The 17,820-nt window shown below is 43.0% G+C and carries 18 protein-coding genes; 17 read left to right on the top strand and 1 reads right to left on the bottom strand.

Annotation, left to right across the window (positions count from 1 at the left end; translation table 11 throughout):
- Positions 1-122: 122 nt before the first annotated feature.
- From GM612_RS01655 to holA, 9 genes are all read left to right on the top strand, one after another.
- Positions 123-1,277, top strand: a complete 1,155-nt coding sequence (locus GM612_RS01655; protein WP_155430626.1) for an FtsW/RodA/SpoVE family cell cycle protein — start codon at positions 123-125, stop codon at positions 1,275-1,277.
- Entirely contained in the window at positions 1,277-1,564 is a 288-nt protein-coding gene (locus GM612_RS01650; protein WP_155430625.1) for a DUF2129 domain-containing protein, read from the top strand. Before GM612_RS01655 ends, GM612_RS01650 begins: the two co-directional genes overlap by 1 nt.
- On the top strand, positions 1,565-2,125 hold the full coding sequence (rsmD, locus tag GM612_RS01645) for a 16S rRNA (guanine(966)-N(2))-methyltransferase RsmD (protein WP_155430624.1): 561 nt from the start codon (positions 1,565-1,567) through the stop codon (positions 2,123-2,125).
- Positions 2,126-2,127: 2 nt separating this feature from the next.
- Positions 2,128-2,598 carry a pantetheine-phosphate adenylyltransferase gene (gene coaD, locus GM612_RS01640; RefSeq protein WP_155430623.1) on the top strand — a complete coding sequence of 157 codons (471 nt, stop codon included), beginning with the start codon at positions 2,128-2,130 and terminating at the stop codon, positions 2,596-2,598.
- Between the two features lie 13 nt (positions 2,599-2,611).
- Positions 2,612-3,661 (top strand): SepM family pheromone-processing serine protease, encoded by a 1,050-nt coding sequence (locus GM612_RS01635; protein ID WP_155430622.1) that lies wholly within the window; start codon positions 2,612-2,614, stop codon positions 3,659-3,661.
- A 93-nt stretch (positions 3,662-3,754) separates the two neighbouring features.
- On the top strand, positions 3,755-4,438 hold the full coding sequence (locus GM612_RS12360; protein ID WP_343031743.1) for a ComEA family DNA-binding protein: 684 nt from the start codon (positions 3,755-3,757) through the stop codon (positions 4,436-4,438).
- A gap of 66 nt (positions 4,439-4,504) precedes the next feature.
- Positions 4,505-4,993 carry a ComE operon protein 2 gene (locus tag GM612_RS01625; protein ID WP_155430621.1) on the top strand — a complete coding sequence of 163 codons (489 nt, stop codon included), beginning with the start codon at positions 4,505-4,507 and terminating at the stop codon, positions 4,991-4,993.
- A complete protein-coding gene (locus GM612_RS01620; protein ID WP_155430620.1) occupies positions 4,965-7,232 on the top strand; it encodes a DNA internalization-related competence protein ComEC/Rec2 in 2,268 nt (755 codons plus the stop codon). Before GM612_RS01625 ends, GM612_RS01620 begins: the two co-directional genes overlap by 29 nt.
- Positions 7,229-8,257 (top strand): DNA polymerase III subunit delta, encoded by a 1,029-nt coding sequence (gene holA / locus GM612_RS01615; RefSeq protein ID WP_155430619.1) that lies wholly within the window; start codon positions 7,229-7,231, stop codon positions 8,255-8,257. Before GM612_RS01620 ends, holA begins: the two co-directional genes overlap by 4 nt.
- A gap of 74 nt (positions 8,258-8,331) precedes the next feature.
- Here the strand turns inward: holA and rpsT are convergent, their stop codons facing one another.
- Positions 8,332-8,595 carry a 30S ribosomal protein S20 gene (rpsT, locus tag GM612_RS01610; protein ID WP_155430618.1) on the bottom strand — a complete coding sequence of 88 codons (264 nt, stop codon included), beginning with the start codon at positions 8,593-8,595 and terminating at the stop codon, positions 8,332-8,334.
- Between the two features lie 272 nt (positions 8,596-8,867).
- Between rpsT and rpsO the strand changes: the two genes are divergently transcribed.
- The 8 genes from rpsO to GM612_RS01570 all read left to right on the top strand — a co-directional run bounded on the left by rpsO (position 8,868) and on the right by GM612_RS01570 (position 17,568).
- Complete coding sequence (gene rpsO, locus GM612_RS01605; RefSeq protein ID WP_155430617.1) at positions 8,868-9,137, top strand: 30S ribosomal protein S15; 270 nt, start codon at positions 8,868-8,870, stop codon at positions 9,135-9,137.
- Between the two features lie 230 nt (positions 9,138-9,367).
- On the top strand, positions 9,368-11,122 hold the full coding sequence (locus tag GM612_RS01600) for a ribonuclease J (protein WP_155430616.1): 1,755 nt from the start codon (positions 9,368-9,370) through the stop codon (positions 11,120-11,122).
- A gap of 66 nt (positions 11,123-11,188) precedes the next feature.
- Entirely contained in the window at positions 11,189-12,079 is an 891-nt protein-coding gene (locus GM612_RS01595) for a hypothetical protein (protein WP_155430615.1), read from the top strand.
- Between the two features lie 186 nt (positions 12,080-12,265).
- Entirely contained in the window at positions 12,266-13,453 is a 1,188-nt protein-coding gene (gene tuf, locus GM612_RS01590) for an elongation factor Tu (RefSeq protein ID WP_155430614.1), read from the top strand.
- A 257-nt stretch (positions 13,454-13,710) separates the two neighbouring features.
- On the top strand, positions 13,711-15,042 hold the full coding sequence (tig, locus tag GM612_RS01585) for a trigger factor (protein ID WP_155430613.1): 1,332 nt from the start codon (positions 13,711-13,713) through the stop codon (positions 15,040-15,042).
- 277 nt (positions 15,043-15,319) lie between these two features.
- Entirely contained in the window at positions 15,320-16,570 is a 1,251-nt protein-coding gene (clpX, locus tag GM612_RS01580; protein ID WP_155430612.1) for an ATP-dependent Clp protease ATP-binding subunit ClpX, read from the top strand.
- Positions 16,571-16,675: 105 nt separating this feature from the next.
- The gene (gene yihA, locus GM612_RS01575) at positions 16,676-17,272 is read left to right on the top strand and encodes a ribosome biogenesis GTP-binding protein YihA/YsxC (protein WP_155430611.1); all 597 of its coding nucleotides are present in this window, start codon (positions 16,676-16,678) and stop codon (positions 17,270-17,272) included.
- Positions 17,272-17,568: a nucleoside triphosphate pyrophosphohydrolase family protein gene (locus GM612_RS01570; RefSeq protein ID WP_155430610.1), complete on the top strand. Its 297-nt coding sequence runs from the start codon at positions 17,272-17,274 to the stop codon at positions 17,566-17,568. Before yihA ends, GM612_RS01570 begins: the two co-directional genes overlap by 1 nt.
- Positions 17,569-17,820: the final 252 nt, after the last annotated feature.

The raw sequence follows: 17,820 nt of genomic DNA, 5'->3' as shown, positions 1-17,820 counted from the left end.
TCTTTTTTGTTAACAATGAAAAAGTAAAGGTTTATCCCTGAGCTAACATGAAAACAGGGCAATATGCTATAATCAAAAGAGTTTACATGAAGAAATACTTTGAAGTGGTGTGGGGAGCGTTAATGAATAAATTAAGAAAAATTGATTACTGGCTTGTGGTACCTTATTTGCTGCTGTGCAGCATTGGGGTGGTAATGGTCTACTCTTCAAGCTCTAACGTGGCGGTTCAAATGGGGTCCACGCCGATCGCTTATTTGTTTAAGCAACTATTTTACGTTTTGATTGGTATCGTCATATTAATCTTTGTTACGGCAATGAAAACGGATGTTTTGCGCAGTGGTAAACTCATGGGCATTGGTTATATCATCTTGCTAGCAATCCTATTTTACCTGTTGGCGAAGGGCCAAACGATCAATGGTGCAGCTGGCTGGATACATATTGGGCCGTTCTCACTGCAACCGGCCGAATTTGTCAAAATTTTTTTGATTCTTTTTGTTGCCAAAGCACTGACCATGCCGGGTCAAGCTTCCGACTTAATTCACGGCCATTGGTGGCAACTGATGTGGCTGCCATTGCTGATGGCTGCTGTCCTCATTGGCTTAGTTTTTATTCAACCTGATATGGGGAGCGCCACTATTATCTCCGCCATCGTGTTTATCATGTGTCTTAGTTCAGGAATTAAATATAAGCGCAGTTTTGCAATCTTTGGAGCTGCCGTGGTATTTGTAGTGGGAATTGTTTTTCCAATTGCACTAAAACTGTCAGAGTCAGGGCTTGTGAAATCCTATAAACTAGCGCGGTTAGTGGCCTTTGTTGATCCCTTTGGCCACGCCAGCACAACTGGGTCGCAGTTGGTTAACTCTTATTATGCGTTGAGTAACGGTGGGTTATTTGGTGTTGGCCTTGGTAATTCGATTCAAAAGCGGGGCTTTTTGCCGGAACCTAACACCGACTTTATTATGTCGATCATTGGTGAGGAACTGGGGCTTGTCGGTATAATTATCATCCTACTGTTACTTGGTGTAATGGTGTGGCGGATGATCAAAATCGGAATGCGGTCGGATAACCCATTTTATACGTTGGTTTGTTACGGTGTTGCCACTTACTTTAGCGTCCAAGCCATCATTAACGTCGGTGGTGTCGTCGGCTGGCTTCCAATTACCGGGGTAACTTTCCCGTTCATTAGTTACGGTGGTTCAAGTATGTTTTCACTGGCGCTTTCACTCGGGGCAGTTTTAAATATTAGTGCGCAGGAGCGCAGGAAGAGGGAATCATAGTGGATATTCAAGCTCGAACTAGTCTTGTTGTTTACGTGGCCAGTTTGCGTCAAGTCCGGCAATTAAAGCGTTTTGGCCATTTGGAGTACGTTTCTAAAAGGATGCGCTACGCGGTTTTATACGTCAATCAAGATGAAAGTCAAGAAATCATTGGCAAGCTGAAACAGCTCAGGTTTGTGAAACGAATCATTGAATCTCCGCACGATACACTCATGGAGCTGTTGGGTCTGTCTGGTGATTCGCAAAACAAGGATGAACAGGTCAATTTTGAGGAGGATGACGAGTAGATGCGAGTTGTAGCCGGTGAATATGGTGGCCGACGCTTGCGCGCAGTGCCCGGTATGAAGACGCGACCCACAACGGATAAGGTCAAGGAAGCGGTGTTCAATATTTTGGGACCGTACTTTGATGGTGGGCGCAGCTTGGATCTTTTTGCAGGTTCAGGCGGTCTCAGCATTGAAGGTGTTTCAAGGGGGATAGAGCATGCCGTTCTAATTGATAAGCAAGCCGCTGCCGTCAAAACGATCAAGCAAAATATTGAAGTCACCAAGCAGCCGGCTAAATTTACGGTGATCAAGCGTGATGCTGAGGTTGCGCTGAAACAGCTTCAGGCTCAGAACCAAACCTTTGATTTGATTTATTTTGATCCTCCGTACCGAGAGCAAAAAATCGTCCAAGAAATTAACCAATTGATGGTCGCTGGTATGCTAAATCTTAATTGCCGCATCATGTGTGAAACTAATCAAGAAGCTGAAATGCCCGAACGGATCGGTGCTTGCGAACGAACGGTCCATAAGTCTTATGGCATCACTAAAATTACGGTTTATGAATATCATGGAGGCGAATGACAATGACGATTGCAGTTTATCCAGGTAGTTTTGATCCGTTAACGATGGGACACCTAAATATTATTGAACGGGCTAGTCGGTTATTCGATCACCTGATCGTAACGGTTGGTATCAATACAAGTAAGAAAGCGCTGTTTTCCACCGATGAACGGGTCGATTTGATTAAAAAAAGCGTTAGTCACTTGCCAAATGTAAGTGTTCAAGCGGAAGGCGGGTTAACGGTTGATTTTGTTAAAAGAGTCGGTGGATCCGTTATCATTAGAGGCCTTCGTGATGGTAAGGATCTCGACTATGAAGCTAACATCGCAAACATGAATCACTACTTAGATGAATCGATTGAATCAGTCTTTTTAGTGACTGATCCGCGGTACGCTTTTATTTCTTCTACGCTCTTGAAGGAAGTTCTGCACTTTAACGGTGACGTTTCTGCGCTTGTTCCGCCTGCGGTTGCGCAAGCTTTAAATCAAAAATAAAGGGTCGAATAATATGCAAAAACAAACGCGTAAAAAAGTTTTCCAATATGGGCTCAGTATCATTGTTATGGTTCTGATTCTGGTCGGTTGTTTCTGGCCAATGTCACAGTACATTGAATCTCCGGGCTCAGCGGATAATTTAAAATCTTTCGTGTCGATCAAACACCATCCTGACAAACGCTCGGGTGAGTTTATGATCACTTCGGTCAAACTCGCTCAGGCGCGTCCGATTACATACTTAATGGCAAAGGTTTTACCATACAATTCAATTGAGAGTAATCAAAGTATTACTGGCGGTCAAAATAACACAACCTACATCAAGATGCAGGATTTTTACATGCAAAGTGCCATTAACGAAGCGAAGGCGGTTGCAGTCAAAGCTGCTCATAAACCCGTGATCAAGAAGTATTTAGGCATCTATGTGATGGAGATTCAGGCCAATTCCCACTTTAAGCATAAATTAAAAGTTGGCGATACGATCACTAAAGTTGATGGTCACCACTTTCAGAATGCTTACGGTTTCCAAAAATACATTGCGAGGAAAAAAGTGGGTTCGGCGCTTCACGTCCAGTATCAGCGTGGCAAGAGTGTGAAGACGGTCAAAGCACCGTTGATTAAATTATCAAATGGGCGCACTGGAATTGGTATTGGCTTGACCGATAACGTTAAAATTAAGACGACCCCAAAAATTAACGTTGACCCAGGTCAAATTGGCGGTCCCTCTGGTGGGTTGATGTTTAGTTTGCAGATCTACAGCCAGCTAACGGGTCAAAACATTCGTCATGGTCGAAAGATTGCCGGAACGGGAACCATCAATCCGGACGGTTCCGTCGGTGAAATTGGCGGGATCGATAAGAAAGTTGTGGCGGCCAAAAAGGCTGGAGCCACTGTTTTCTTCGCGCCTTATATCAAGCCTACAAAGACTGTTTTGCAACTGGAAGAAGGGCACGTGACAAACTATCAGTTAGCTAAAAAAACGGCTAAAAAAGTCGCTCCGAAGATGAAAGTCGTGCCAGTCACGTCATTTAACCAAGCTCTTCACTACCTAAAGACTCATCAATAGATCATCAAAAAAACGTTTTGAGAAGATTCTTATTTTCTCAAAACGTTTTTTGATTCTCGGCGTAGTTATCCTTAGAGAGAAAGGAGGGAGAACGTGGATAGGTTAAGGGAACTACTAGAAAACGCCAACCGGCAAACTTGGGTGATCATTGGGCTAAGTATGACTACCATAATTGCACTCGGACTTTTCATGCTCGGCACTCGTTCTGGGTCACAGTCGTCATCACCCGCAATCGAGTCACAGTCAATGATGATGTCTGACTCAGGGGCTGTTTCAACGTCAGGGTCTTCGATGGCAACCAGTCAGACCGCGGTGAACACTTCAATGTATGTGGACGTCAAAGGAGCCGTTAAACAGCCCGGGATGAAAAAAGTAGATGCCTCAATGCGCGTGATCGATGCTGTGCAATTAGCAGGTGGATTTACTAGTCAAGCAGATCAAAAACAAGTCAATTTAGCTCAAAAATTAACTGATTCGCAGGTGGTTTATATCCCGAAACACGGTGAGAAAGCCCCTACCGATACTGGTAGCACAGCCACAGGAACCACTAGTCCAGCTGGTGGCGCAGAGTCTTCGAGTCAGGCACCCCAAGTGAATCTGAATACAGCTGACCTTAATGGTCTGCAACAATTAGACGGTGTGGGTGAAAAAAAAGCTGAAAAAATCATGGCTTATAGACAAGAGCACGGTGGTTTCCAATCGGTAGATGAACTTAAGAACGTCAACGGTTTTGGTGATAAGACGCTTGAACGGCTTCGCCCACAGGTCAGTGTTTAGAGTTCACATCTTTAGTTTAAATTTGGTATACTGAACCAGATACTTATTAGATGGAGGCGGCCAAATATGGCTAACAAACGAATTCCTTGGGATCAATACTTTATGATGCAATCAGTATTATTAGCGAGTCGCAGTACTTGTAATCGGCTTTCAGTTGGTGCCACGATTGTCCGTGATCGACGAATTATTGCCGGTGGTTATAACGGGTCCGTTTCTGGTGATGTACACTGTGTCGACGAGGGCTGTTACTTAGTCGATGGACACTGTTTGCGGACGATTCACGCTGAAATGAACGCGATTTTACAGTGTGCTAAGTTTGGTGAAGCGACGGATGGAGCTGAGATCTATGTGACTGATTTTCCTTGTCTGCAATGTACCAAAATGTTGTTGCAGGCAGGGATTAAAAAGATTTCCTACTTGCATAATTATCATAATGATCCGTATGCCATGTCTTTGATCAAGTTGAAAAACGTTGAACTCAATCAGGTGACTCTTGACCCTGAAGCCATTGAACAGGCTTCAGTTGATGCCTATCTGCACGAACATCAATCATAATGTTATCTGGATCGCAATTTTAATCGGCTGTTTAAGTGGCTGCTTTTTTGGCTTGACGTGGCTGTCGCTTATTTTAACCTTAGTCTGGTTTATTCGGATCTGCTGTTTGAAGCAACGACGGTTAATGGCTTGGGCAGCCGTTTCAATCATCTTTTTTGGCGTTTGGTTCTGGCACACGCAACAGGCTGCAATTAGTAATACAATGCCTGACCAGACGGGTAAAACCCTTATTTTAAAGGTTCAACCCGATGAGTTGAGAATCGAAGCGGGACGACTCCAACTAAGCGGAAAAACCGCTGATGGACAGACGATTCAGGGGCAGTATTTCGCTGATGATCAAGCAGAGTTAGACCGGTATCGGCTAACTAAGACCGCCATCGTGCAAGTTCATGGCGATATTAGTCAGCCACCACCAGCAACCAACGCTAACGAGTTTGATTTTCGTCAGTATCAGATTCATCAGGGCATTTATAATACGATTAAGATCGACCGGTTGACGCCGCTCACCATAAGCAATGCAAGTGGACCAGTGAGTTGGTGGGTTAATTCCTGTCACGCGTTACGTGCTGAACTGATCCGGCGGACTTTTCAATTACCCAAGACGCTGCAGTTATACGTTCAGGGGCTATTTTTGGGCTGGCGAGCAACCGATTTTTATGAATCATTAAATGCTGTCACAGATTTGGGATTGATTCATCTCTTCAGTATTTCCGGTTTCCATATCGTTTGGATCGTGTCGCTGGTGGAGTTTTTTCTCAAACGGTTTGGCGTTTCTCGATTGCCAATTGCTGTTTGCCTACTGATATTGTTGCCGACCTATTACATCTTAGCGGGTTCTCAAATGGGCCTGTTTCGAGCTGTTATTGTCGTAGCACTTGGCTTACTCGCCGAAATATTTAACTGGCGTCTCACGGGATTGACTCTCTGGGGGTTAAGCCTTCTGTTTGGCCTCTTCGTTCAGCCAGCTTTATTGATGCACCTTGGCGGCCAGCTGAGCTATGGCTTAGCTTTGGGGCTGTTGTTCACGCATCAAATGGGCCCTTTAAAAACCACGATTATGTTAAATCTGGTCAGTTTGCCACTGATCCTTTACCATATTTACCAATGGCACGTGCTAACGATGTTCGTTAACCTCTTGATTCTACCGGTTTTTAGTGTCTGTATCTTTCCGTTGGTCTTAGTGGCAGGCGTCTTTGGTCATTTAATGCCGTGGCTTGTCAACTTTACTGAGTGGCTGCTACTTAGTTTTACAGCCGGTTTGAACTGGGTAGATGGACTGCCAGGGATGATTGTTTTTGGGAAGCCTGCCGTCCTAGTGGTCGCCAGTATGATGATTTTTACACTGGTGATCTTATCTCGGCACTATGTTCGACGCGCTAGTGCTTTGTTAGCAATTCTTTACTTAGGAAGCTTTCTTTGGATTCATTTTCCGAGGACTGGCGAGGTGACTTTTTTTGACATCGGTCAGGGTGATAGTTTTCTTGTTCGAGCACCATTTAACAGGCAAGTTACCATGATCGACACTGGTGGCCGAGTTAATTTTGGTGGCCAGAAGATTTCTGGTCGTAGCAGGGCTCAACGAATCAGTTTGAATTACTTAAAAAGCCGGGGCATTTCGCGGATCGATAATCTTTGCTTGTCACATCAAGACGCCGATCACGTAGGAGACGTTGGTGATGTTCTTCAAGGTGTTAACGTTAAACGGCTTTATGTGCCAATTGGAATGACCAATAATCAGCAGTTTATGAAACGGGTGCGCCCTTATTTGGTGCAAACCATGATTTTGCCTGTGCAGGCCGGTCAGACAATCAGTGGGACAACGTTGCGAGTTGTCCACCCCTTCAAACCCGGTATGGGAACCAATGAGGATTCAATGGTTCTAGCAGGTGACATGGGCGGATTACGTTGGCTGTTTACCGGTGACTTAGACCGGGCAGGGGAAAAAGAAATTTTGGCCCACTATCCCGAATTACGGACTGACGTGTTAAAATTAGGCCATCATGGCAGCAAAACCTCTTCAGATCCAGAGGTTGTTAAAATGCTGCAACCTAAAATCGGTGTCATTTCCGCCGGCCGTAATAATCGATATGGGCACCCAAATCAAGAAACGCTTGCTACACTTGCTGCTGACCACATACCCGTATTCAACACTCAACATGATGGTATGATTCGCTACCAGTTCGTTAACCAAATTGGTAGCGGTCGTTGGCAGACCTTTTTAAAGGAGGATCAGACTTGACCTACGAAGCAACATTGACACAACTAAAAAAAGGACAGGTTTCACCTGTGTACCTTGTGACTGGTGATCAGCCCTACCTGACGCAACAAATAAAGACAGCCTTTATTAATTTGATTCCGGATGCTGAACGCACCATGAATTATGCTAGTTATGACATGGAGACTACTCCATTGGCACAAGCGTTGAATGACGCTATGTCGGCACCTTTTTTTGGTGAACGACGATTAGTCTTTGTTGAACGGGCCTACTTTTTAACAACTGAAAGCCATCGCGGCATTAAAATTGATCATGATATTGATGGTTTATTAACGTACTTGGAGCATCCCGAGCCAACCTCAGTGGTCGTTTTCTTTGCTACCAATGGGAAGTTGGACAGCCGCAAAAAAGTGGTTAAAAAAATTAAAAAAGTGGCCGAAGTGATCAGTCTTGAATCAGTCGGTGAATCCCAAATTAGGTCTTTGGTTCAACAGAATCTTAAACAGGACGGCTATCAAATCGATCCTGCGGCCCTGAAACTATTGGTTCAGCGTACTGGAACTGATCTATCGTTAATCATGAATGAGTTGCCAAAATTAAAATTGGCCGCAGCTGATTCAAAAACTATTCAACCTAATGTGGTTAGCGAACTGGTGTCAAAATCACTAGATCAAAATGTATTTGATTTAGTGAACGACGTCATGGGTAAGCGGATCGAAGACGCTTTGAACCTCTACCGCCAATTGATTTTAACAAGGGAAGAACCCTTGCGAATCAATGCTGTGCTAGTTAGTCAGTTCAGGCTATTGATTCAGACCAAGATCTTGACCAAAAACGGTTATAGTCAGGGCAGTATTGCATCTGCACTCAAGGTTCATCCTTACCGGGTCAAACTAGCTATGCAAAGCGTCCGAAACCTTGATTTAGGACATTTGCGTCAGGCTTATCTGGGACTGATCCAAATTGAAAAAGCCTTAAAATCAACGACTCAAGATCCAATGATGCTTTTTGAACTGTTTATGTTGAAATATCTTGATGAAGTGGCCTGAACGGCTGAATCGTTGAAAACGACAAAAAAGGCCGGTCCAAACGAACCGGTCTTTTTTTATATGCTCAATTTAATTTAGGCGTTTACTTTAGCTAAACGTGCAGCCATACGTGACTTGTCGCGGGAAGCTTTATTGGTCTTGATTAAACCCTTTGAAGCAGCACGGTCAACGGCGCTAGAAGCAGCCCGATATAATTCGGCTGCGTTGTCGTCGTGATTCGTCACAGCTTTTTCAAACTTCTTAACGGCTGTTCGCATACTGCTAAGTTGTGCAGAATTACGTTCGTTAGCCTTAACGTTAGTCTTTGCACGTTCAATCGCAGATTTGATAATTGGCAATGATTTCACCTCCACACTAAATAAGCCAGATGGCTCTGTTATTATTCAACGTATGTCATTATACAGAATAAAATTAGCGATTGCAACAGTTCTCCGTGAATTGTAAAGTAAAAATACTTGATAAGCGGATTTGGGTTAAACCTTGTTATTCTGATCAAGAACAGATATAATGACAAAGGTTCTTAAATTGCCCTTACTTAGTTGTCCGCGATCTCACTCACGGCTACTCAGTGATGGGTGGACTCAAAAAATATCAAAGGTGGGAATTTCTCATGGCTATTAGTCAAGAAAAGAAGAATGAAATTATGAAGCAGTATGCTCGTCACGAAGGCGACACTGGTTCAGCAGAAGTTCAAATCGCTGTTTTAACAGCTGATATCAACGAATTGAACAATCATATGAAAGTTCACAAGAAGGACTTCCACTCACAACGTGGTTTGATGAAGAAGATTGGGCACCGTCGTAATCTGTTAGCTTATCTGCGTAAGACTGACATTCAACGCTATCGTGATCTGATCCAATCATTAGGCCTTCGTCGTTAATATTGATTCTTCTAGCTCTCCAATTATGGAGAGCTTTTTTTGACATGAAAGTAAAACTGCCTTGGAAATGCATGAGTTGTTACATTGTTTAATCAAGTGTGATAAACTGTAAACAGTTTGTAGTCGTGCCTAAATTTTTGGAATTTAGGGTAAAAGCAAGATCTCGTGTCCACTTAAGTTTCAGACTGATGAGATGGCGAGAGAATCAAATCATATTTTTGAGGTGAATTATGGACAAAGCAAGTGTTAAAATCATGCCGTTGGGCGGTGTCCGCGAAAATGGCAAAAACATGTACGTTGTTGATATCAACGACAGTATCTATATCTTAGACTGTGGGTTAAAGTATCCTGAAAATGAACTTTTGGGAATTGATATTGTGATTCCGGATTATAGTTATTTGCGTGAAAATAAGGATCGTATCGTGGGTGTCTTTTTGACTCATGGGCACGCGGATGCAATTGGGGCGTTACCGTACTTTTTAAACGAATTTCAAGTGCCAGTATTCGGTTCGAAGATGACTATTGAACTGGCAAAATTGAGCTGTCAATCGGATTCAAAAGCTAAGAACTTTGATGATTTTCACGTGGTTGATGCCAATACCGAAATTGACTTTGGCGACGTGACCGTATCATTTTTTAAAACTACTCACTCGATTCCGGAATCAATGGGGATCGTCTTGACTTCAAGTGCTGGTAGCGTTGTCTATACCGGTGATTTTAAGTTTGACCAAACGGCCGCTCCTGGGTACCAGACTGATTATGCACGGTTAGCTGAGATCGGTAAAAATGGTGTTTTAGCTTTGCTCAGCGATTCCGCTAACGCTGAGAATCCTAACGAAACTGCCAGTGAACGAGATATCGCTGATGATGTTTTGGAAACTTTTAACTACCAGGATGGACGCATTGTTGTTGCCAGTGTAGGTTCTAATATTTTACGGTTGCAACAGGTCTTTAACGCTGCTGCTAAAACTGGTCGAAAGGTATTTTTAACCGGTCGGGACATCGAAAAAATCGTTGATACAGCTATGCGTCTACACAAGCTGGTCCTACCCGCAGATGATTTACTGGTTTCTCAAGAACAACTGGAAAAGTTAGCTCCTGAACAGACAATTATCGTCCAAACTGGTCGGATGGGCGAGCCAATCAAAGCGCTCCAGCGGATGGCTAATAAGCAAGAAAAGGGTCTTAACATTGAACCCGGTGATCTGGTCTTCATTACAACGACGCCTTCTCATGCGATGGAAACTAACGTGGCTAAGACTCGTGATATGATTTATCGAGCCGGTGGTGAGGTCAAGGCAATTTCAGATGAGTTGAATTCATCAGGTCATGCCAGCAAGAACGATCTTCAGTTGATGATCAATTTACTGCATCCGAAGTATCTGGTCCCGGTTCAGGGCGAGTATCGGTTACTGTCAGCTCACGCTAAGGCAGCTGAAGAAGTCGGAATGACGCCGGATCGTATCTTTTTGACTGCTAAGGGTGACCAGTTAGTTTACGATGGTAAAGATATGGTACTGAGCGGCAGCGTTGAAGTTGGTAATACCATGATTGATGGCATCGGGGTTGGTGATATCGGCAATATCGTGCTACGAGATCGTAAAGTTCTGTCTGAAGATGGGATCTTCATCGCCGTAATTACCATTGATCACAAGAAAAAGCAGATTATTGGTGAACCTAAAATTACTTCCCGCGGGTTTGTGTACGTTAAAGCTAACAAAAACCTCATGCATGAAAGCGCGGAATTGATTAAAAAAGCGGTTCAAACTAACCTTGATAATAAGGAGTTTGACTGGACACATCTGAAACAAGATGTTCGGGAAAAATTGAACCACTATTTGTTTGATCAGACTCGGCGCCATCCGGTTATCCTGCCAGTTATCATGGAGGTTGATCCGCGACGTCATAAGCCGAAGAGTAAGCGGAAAAAGCAAGCTGCTCAAAAGGCCAAGCAGGCCGCTGATAAACCATCAGAAAATGAATAAGTAAATGAAGATCTCGTATGTTGGTTCAGACATGCGGGATTTTCTTAGCAGTTAGGAAGTGTTGATGTGGATCAGAATTTAAAGTTGGCTAATGCCGCTTTTAAAAAGAAGCATTGGCATGAGGCAGCAGCATTATATGAGAAAGTCTATCAGAGCCAACCAAGCGCGAAAATTAACCATTTACTAGTTAAAAGCTTGTTTGAGGATCAGCAATATCAAAGTGCCTATGTGACAATGATGGAAAATTTGAATAGTTATCTAATGGATGAAATGCACCTTGAGTTAATGGTTCAGGTCCTTTTGGCTGTTCATCAGATCATGATGGCTCATATTTTAATGGCCACACTGCCTAAAAAGGCGGACCGATTAGACGCAATGATCGAGAAATCAGAAATGAAGGCACGTCAGCAACCGGATTTTAAAGCTGATTACCAAGCCTTTTACCAATTAAGTAGTTTGACTGCTGGGCAGCAACAACGAGTCTTTGAAAGGGGCAAACAACTGCCATTTCAAGAGTGGTGGACTGCTACCAAAGCTTTATTAGTAGATCCCTTTGTTAAACCAATTATTCGGGTCAGTTTGCTGGAAATGGTTCAAAAGCTAAAAATCGCTGGTCAGTTTGATTTCCGCTGGCTGGATGATCACAATTACGAAATTGATGGTGCACAGTTGAAATCACTGGCGAATTTTTCAAAAGTTGATATACTGGAAGGCATACTGCAAAAGATGGTCAGCGACCATGATCCTGTCTCCCAGCAATTGTTTCGTGATGAACTGGGCTTACAGGTGACACTTTTATATCCCTTCATCGATAAGGCGATTACGGATCCGGAGACCTGGGTCAGCCGATTGGTTCAGGGCGACCTTGTTCAATCGGCACAGCTACCCGAACCGTATTCAATCGAATGGTGGCAGCGAAAATTGTCCCACATCATGTCAGAGATGACGGGAGCCTAAAAAGTTTCACTGAATTTAGATTTTATTGTTTACAAACGATAACCTAATCTATATAATGTTTAAGGATTCTTCTTGAGGGATTCTCGATTTACCTTTTCGAGGAGAAGTAGTATAATTTACATCAAAGGGTTGTCAACAAACAGATTGTTGGCATTATCTTTGTGAAAAATACAGGAGGTTTCATTAATGGCAAAGGAAACATATGAGAGAACTAAGCCCCATGTAAACATTGGTACTATCGGCCATATCGACCATGGGAAGACTACCTTGACTGCAGCAATTACCAAAGTTTTAGCTGACAAAGGTTTAGCTAAGGCTGAAGATTATGCTGATATCGATAAGGCACCTGAAGAACGTGAACGTGGTATCACGATCAACACCGCCCACGTTGAATACGAAACCGAAAAGCGTCACTATGCACATATCGACGCCCCAGGTCACGCGGACTACATCAAGAACATGATCACTGGTGCTGCGCAAATGGATGGTGCGATCTTGGTTGTTGCTGCAACCGATGGTCCTATGCCACAAACCCGTGAACACATTTTGTTGGCTCGCCAAGTTGGTGTTGAATACATTGTGGTATTCTTAAACAAGATCGACTTAGTTGATGACGACGAATTGATCGACTTGGTTGAAATGGAAGTTCGTGAATTACTTTCTGAATACGATTACCCTGGTGATGATATTCCAGTTATTCGCGGTTCCGCTTTGAAAGCCCTTGAAGGCGATGAAGAACAACAAAAAGTTATCTTACACTTAATGGACGTTATCGATGAATACATCCCAACTCCAGTACGTGATAACGACAAGCCTTTCTTGATGCCTGTTGAAGACGTCTTCACGATCACTGGTCGTGGTACAGTTGCTTCTGGTCGTATTGACCGTGGTACTATCAAGGTCGGCGATGAGGTTGAAATCGTTGGTCTGAAGGATGAAGTTCTTAAGAGTACTGTAACTGGTTTGGAAATGTTCCGTAAGACTTTGGAATTTGGTGAAGCCGGCGATAACGTTGGTATCTTGCTTCGTGGTATTAACCGTGATCAAGTTGTTCGTGGCCAAGTTCTTGCAAAGCCAGGTTCGATCCAAACTCATACTAAGTTTAAGGGTGAAGTTTATATCCTTTCTAAAGAAGAAGGTGGCCGTCATACGCCATTCTTCTCAAACTACCGTCCTCAATTCTACTTCCACACCACTGATATCACTGGTGTTATCGAATTGCCTGATGGCGTAGAAATGGTTATGCCTGGCGATAATGTCACTTTCGAAGTTGACTTGATCGCTCCAGCTGCCATTGAAAAGGGTACTAAGTTTACTGTTCGTGAAGGTGGCCATACTGTTGGTGCCGGTGTTGTTTCAGATATCATGGACTAATACCTACCTAAATGAACATTAAAAAAGTCCGGGAAGCTTGCCTTTTCGGGCTTTTTTATTTGAGTGTACGAACATGATGCTCAACACTTTTATCACTGCATTTAAAAACACTTCGAAGATCCGTTTGAATCAAGCGCATACTTAGTTTGGTGTCCAGGATAATGTTTACTTTTGGGTCACCTTACGTTAAACTAAAGTCTGTACGCAATTTGAATATGATCGTATTCGAAGAGATATTTAATTTCGGAGGGAATATAATGGCTGCAAAATGGGAAAAGAGTGACACCAACAAAGGCGAACTAACCTTTGAAATTGATGCCGACCAAATTAAAAAGGGCTTAGACCAAGCCTTCGCAAAGACCAAGAAGACTTTAAGCGTTCCTGGTTTCCGTAAGGGAAAGGTTCCTCGTCAAATCTTTAACCAGATGTACGGCGAAGAAGCGCTCTATCAAGATGCTTTAAACATTGTTTTGCCGGATGCATATGAACAAGCAATTAAAGAAGCAGATATCGAACCAGTCGATCAACCAGAAATTAACGTTGAATCAATGGAAAAGAATCAGCCTTGGGTATTGAAGGCGGTTGTGACCGTTAAGCCTGATGTTAAGCTTGGTGAATACAAAGGACTGAGTGTCACTAAGCAAAACACGCGTGTCTATCAAAAAGATATTGATGCTGAACTAGAACGTCGTCGTCAAGAACAAGCTGAATTGGTACTTAAAGAAGACCAACCAGCAGCTAAGGGCGACACGGTCGTCATCGATTTTGACGGTTACGTTGATGGCAAGCAATTTGACGGTGGCAAGGCTGACAATTACTCTTTGGAATTAGGGTCTAACTCGTTTATTCCAGGCTTTGAGGACCAACTAGTTGGTCATAAAGCTGGTGAAGACGTTGAAGTTAAGGTTACTTTCCCAGATGATTACCAAGCTGAAAATCTGCAAGGTAAAGAAGCAACCTTCAAGACCACCATTCATGAAGTTAAGCAAAAGGAATTACCTGAGCTTGATGATGAATTCGCTAAGGACGTTGACGAAGAAGTCGACAGTCTTGACGAACTCAAAGCCAAAATCAAGGATGAACTTAAAGAGCAAAAGACCACTGCTGCCCACGATGCTATCGAAGATGAAGCTATCCGTGAAGCTGTTGATAACGCCGAGGTTCAAGAGATTCCTGATGCCATGAAGGAAGAAGATATCCAACGCCAGATGGATCAGTACTTGGCTAATATGCAACAACAAGGCATTGATCCTAAGACCTACTTCAAGTTGACGGGTACTTCTGAAGACGACCTGCACAAGCAATTTGCTGCTGATGCAGAACGTCGTGTTAAGACCAACTTGGTTCTTGAAGCAATTGTCGATGCAGAAAATATCGAACCAACTGAGGATCAGCTGAATGCTGAAGTTAAGGATTTAGCCGGTCAGTACGGGATGGAAGAAAGTGCCGTTCGTTCAGCACTTTCTGATGATATGCTGAAACATGATATTGCTGTGAAGGATGCCGTTGACATCATTACGGATTCTGCAAAGCAGGATAAGTCTAAAAAAGAAGAAGAAAAAGAAAAGAGCGAAAAGAGTGAAAAGTAATTTTCACTCATGACGTGATTTTCACAAATGCCCTGGAGATGAGGTTTTCTGATTCTTGCCAGGGCTTTTGTTTGTGCTAGAATACGGGTGTGGGCTTTGTGCCTAACTGCTACTAGGACAGATTGGTTTTTGAGCCAACAAACGTTTGATAGCCACAGCGCTTCTAAAGGAAAAGCACGTGAGCTTTTCCTTTCCTAGAACAGGGGTTCTATGGTATAGTAGCTATTGCGTTACAGAAAACTATTAACCGTTAAAATTTAGAAGGGGTGACTCTTAATTGTTTGAAAATACTGATACAACTGGCCCCGTAAATTGTTCTTTTTGTGGTAAGTCACAGGATCAAGTCAAGAAGATCGTTGCTGGTCCTGGTGTTTATATCTGCAATGAGTGTATCGATTTATGTAAGGAAATTATCGATGAAGAATTTAGTGAAGAGAGCGCACAGACGGTCTTTGACGTTCCGACACCTCAACAAATCGTTGATGAATTGAATCAATACGTTATCGGGCAAACTGAGGCTAAGAAGACATTGTCTGTGGCCGTTTATAATCACTATAAGCGTGTCAACGAAATGGCTACGAGCAAGTCAGATGGTCCGGAACTTCAAAAGAGTAACATTACAATGATTGGCCCCACTGGGTCAGGTAAGACTTACCTAGCCCAGACTTTGGCTAAGATTTTGAACGTCCCATTTGCAATTGCTGATGCGACGACTTTAACCGAAGCTGGTTACGTGGGTGAAGACGTTGAAAACATTTTGTTAAAGCTGTTGCAAAATGCCGATTACGACGTTGAACGTGCTGAAAAAGGCATTATTTATATCGACGAAATCGACAAAATTGCTAAGAAGGCTGAGAACGTTTCAATCACTCGTGATGTATCCGGTGAAGGGGTTCAACAAGCACTTTTGAAAATTCTTGAGGGCACGATTGCTAACGTTCCGCCGCAGGGCGGTCGGAAGCACCCACAACAGGAGTTCATTCAGATTGATACGACCAACATCTTGTTCATTGTTGGTGGTGCTTTTGATGGTATTGAAACGATCGTTAAAAACCGTCTTGGTGATAAGACGATTGGTTTTGGTACGGACTCTACTCATCAACCCGTTGATGATTCCAAGAGCTTAATGCAGCGTGTTGTACCAGAAGATATGCTGGAATTTGGTTTAATTCCAGAATTTATTGGTCGGTTGCCAATTTTAACGGCACTTGAGAAATTGTCGGAAGATGATTTAGTTCGGATCCTAACAGAACCAAAGAACGCTTTGGTAAAGCAATATCAACGTTTAATCTCACTGGATGGCGTTGAGCTAGACTTTGAGGATCAGGCTTTGCGTGAAATGGCTAAGCTAGCTTTGAAACGAAATACTGGTGCTCGTGGTTTACGGTCGATTATTGAAGATGTGATGCGTGATATCATGTTTGAATTACCAAGTCGAGATGACGTTGAAAAAGTAATTGTCACAGGTGATACTGTCAAGGACCACCAGGAACCCGAGTTAATTTTAAAGGACCAGAAGGCTTCCTAAGTTCACTCTGGTTCGCAACTAATGCTCATGCATTAATAGCCGTATGTCTTGCGTTATGAGGCATACGGCTTTTATTGAATAAAATTGTTAGATGGGGAGGCCATTATGGAAGTACACAATGTTGAACTGGTGATGAGTGCTGTTGACCCTAAGCAATATCCAACAACCGGCCAGCCGGAAATCGCTTTGGTCGGACGTTCGAACGTTGGTAAGTCATCGTTAACCAACGTGTTAATCAATCGAAATAGCTATGCGCGCACATCAAGCCAACCAGGCAAGACGCAAACGCTTAACTTTTACCACGTTGAAGACGCACTTTACTTTGTGGATGTTCCGGGATATGGGTACGCAAAAGCGGCTAAGAGTGAACGGGCTAAGTGGGGTCAAATGATTGAAACTTATTTGACTTCTCGTGATACGTTACGTGGGGTGATCTCACTCGTTGATGGGCGACATGCACCGACTGCTGACGACCAGCAGATGTATACTTGGTTAAGCTATTACGAGATTCCAACGCTAGTTGTTGCAACCAAGATGGATAAGATAGCCGGAGCTAAGTGGAACAAACAATTAAGCCTAGTCAGAAAAACACTGTCGATGGGTCATGACGGTGATCTACTTGCATTTTCTGCTCAAACTAAGGCTGGAAAAGATGAAGTTTGGCAGTGGATTGAACAACATGCATTTGGAGGCAAACAATAATGGAATTTAATGATTATCAAAAAGCAGCAAACCGGACGTTATTTGGTAGCGAACAGGTTTTGACTAACTGTGCGCTTGGGCTTTCGAGTGAAACGGGACAGGTCGTGGACCTTGTCAAAAACTATACTTTTCATGGTCAAAACTTGGATAAGGATGAATTGACTAAGGAAATGGGTGACGTTCTCTGGTATTTGTCACAAGTTGCACAGTGGGCTGATATTTCGTTCGATGACGTTGCCAAAAGTAATATTGAACGTTTAAATAAGCGTTACCCAAGTTCAAACGATGTGCAGTAAAACGACATTGATCGTTTAGTAATTATGAATCATTTAAGTCTAATCAATTTTGAATTTTAAAATAAGGTGTTTCAAAATTAATTTCTACGTGAAGTTGATCTTGAAACACCTTATTTTGATCAAACTAGCAGCCGAGTTATTTGTGAGCATTGAGTCTGAAGACGTGCGCTTCATAGCTTTATGAGCCAATCGATTGCGTCCAATTAAAGAATTCGGTAGTCTAAACTTGTGTAAGCGCTTTAAAATTTGAAA

The organism is Secundilactobacillus folii, assembly GCF_009720675.1.
Lineage (GTDB): Bacteria > Bacillota > Bacilli > Lactobacillales > Lactobacillaceae > Secundilactobacillus > Secundilactobacillus folii.
Note: the sequence above shows the minus strand (reverse complement) of the source record. Positions and strands in the feature narration are given on the sequence as shown.

Bases quoted from the DNA above. Each gene is read 5' to 3' on its own strand.
- GM612_RS01655 (WP_155430626.1), top strand. From the start codon at position 123: ATGAATAAATTAAGAAAAATTGATTACTGGCTTGTGGTACCTTATTTG.
- rsmD (WP_155430624.1), top strand. From the start codon at position 1,565: ATGCGAGTTGTAGCCGGTGAATATGGTGGCCGACGCTTGCGCGCAGTG.
- coaD (WP_155430623.1), top strand. From the start codon at position 2,128: ATGACGATTGCAGTTTATCCAGGTAGTTTTGATCCGTTAACGATGGGA.
- GM612_RS01635 (WP_155430622.1), top strand. From the start codon at position 2,612: ATGCAAAAACAAACGCGTAAAAAAGTTTTCCAATATGGGCTCAGTATC.
- GM612_RS01625 (WP_155430621.1), top strand. From the start codon at position 4,505: ATGGCTAACAAACGAATTCCTTGGGATCAATACTTTATGATGCAATCA.
- GM612_RS01620 (WP_155430620.1), top strand. From the start codon at position 4,965: ATGCCTATCTGCACGAACATCAATCATAATGTTATCTGGATCGCAATT.
- rpsO (WP_155430617.1), top strand. From the start codon at position 8,868: ATGGCTATTAGTCAAGAAAAGAAGAATGAAATTATGAAGCAGTATGCT.
- GM612_RS01600 (WP_155430616.1), top strand. From the start codon at position 9,368: ATGGACAAAGCAAGTGTTAAAATCATGCCGTTGGGCGGTGTCCGCGAA.
- tuf (WP_155430614.1), top strand. From the start codon at position 12,266: ATGGCAAAGGAAACATATGAGAGAACTAAGCCCCATGTAAACATTGGT.
- tig (WP_155430613.1), top strand. From the start codon at position 13,711: ATGGCTGCAAAATGGGAAAAGAGTGACACCAACAAAGGCGAACTAACC.
- yihA (WP_155430611.1), top strand. From the start codon at position 16,676: ATGGAAGTACACAATGTTGAACTGGTGATGAGTGCTGTTGACCCTAAG.
- GM612_RS01570 (WP_155430610.1), top strand. From the start codon at position 17,272: ATGGAATTTAATGATTATCAAAAAGCAGCAAACCGGACGTTATTTGGT.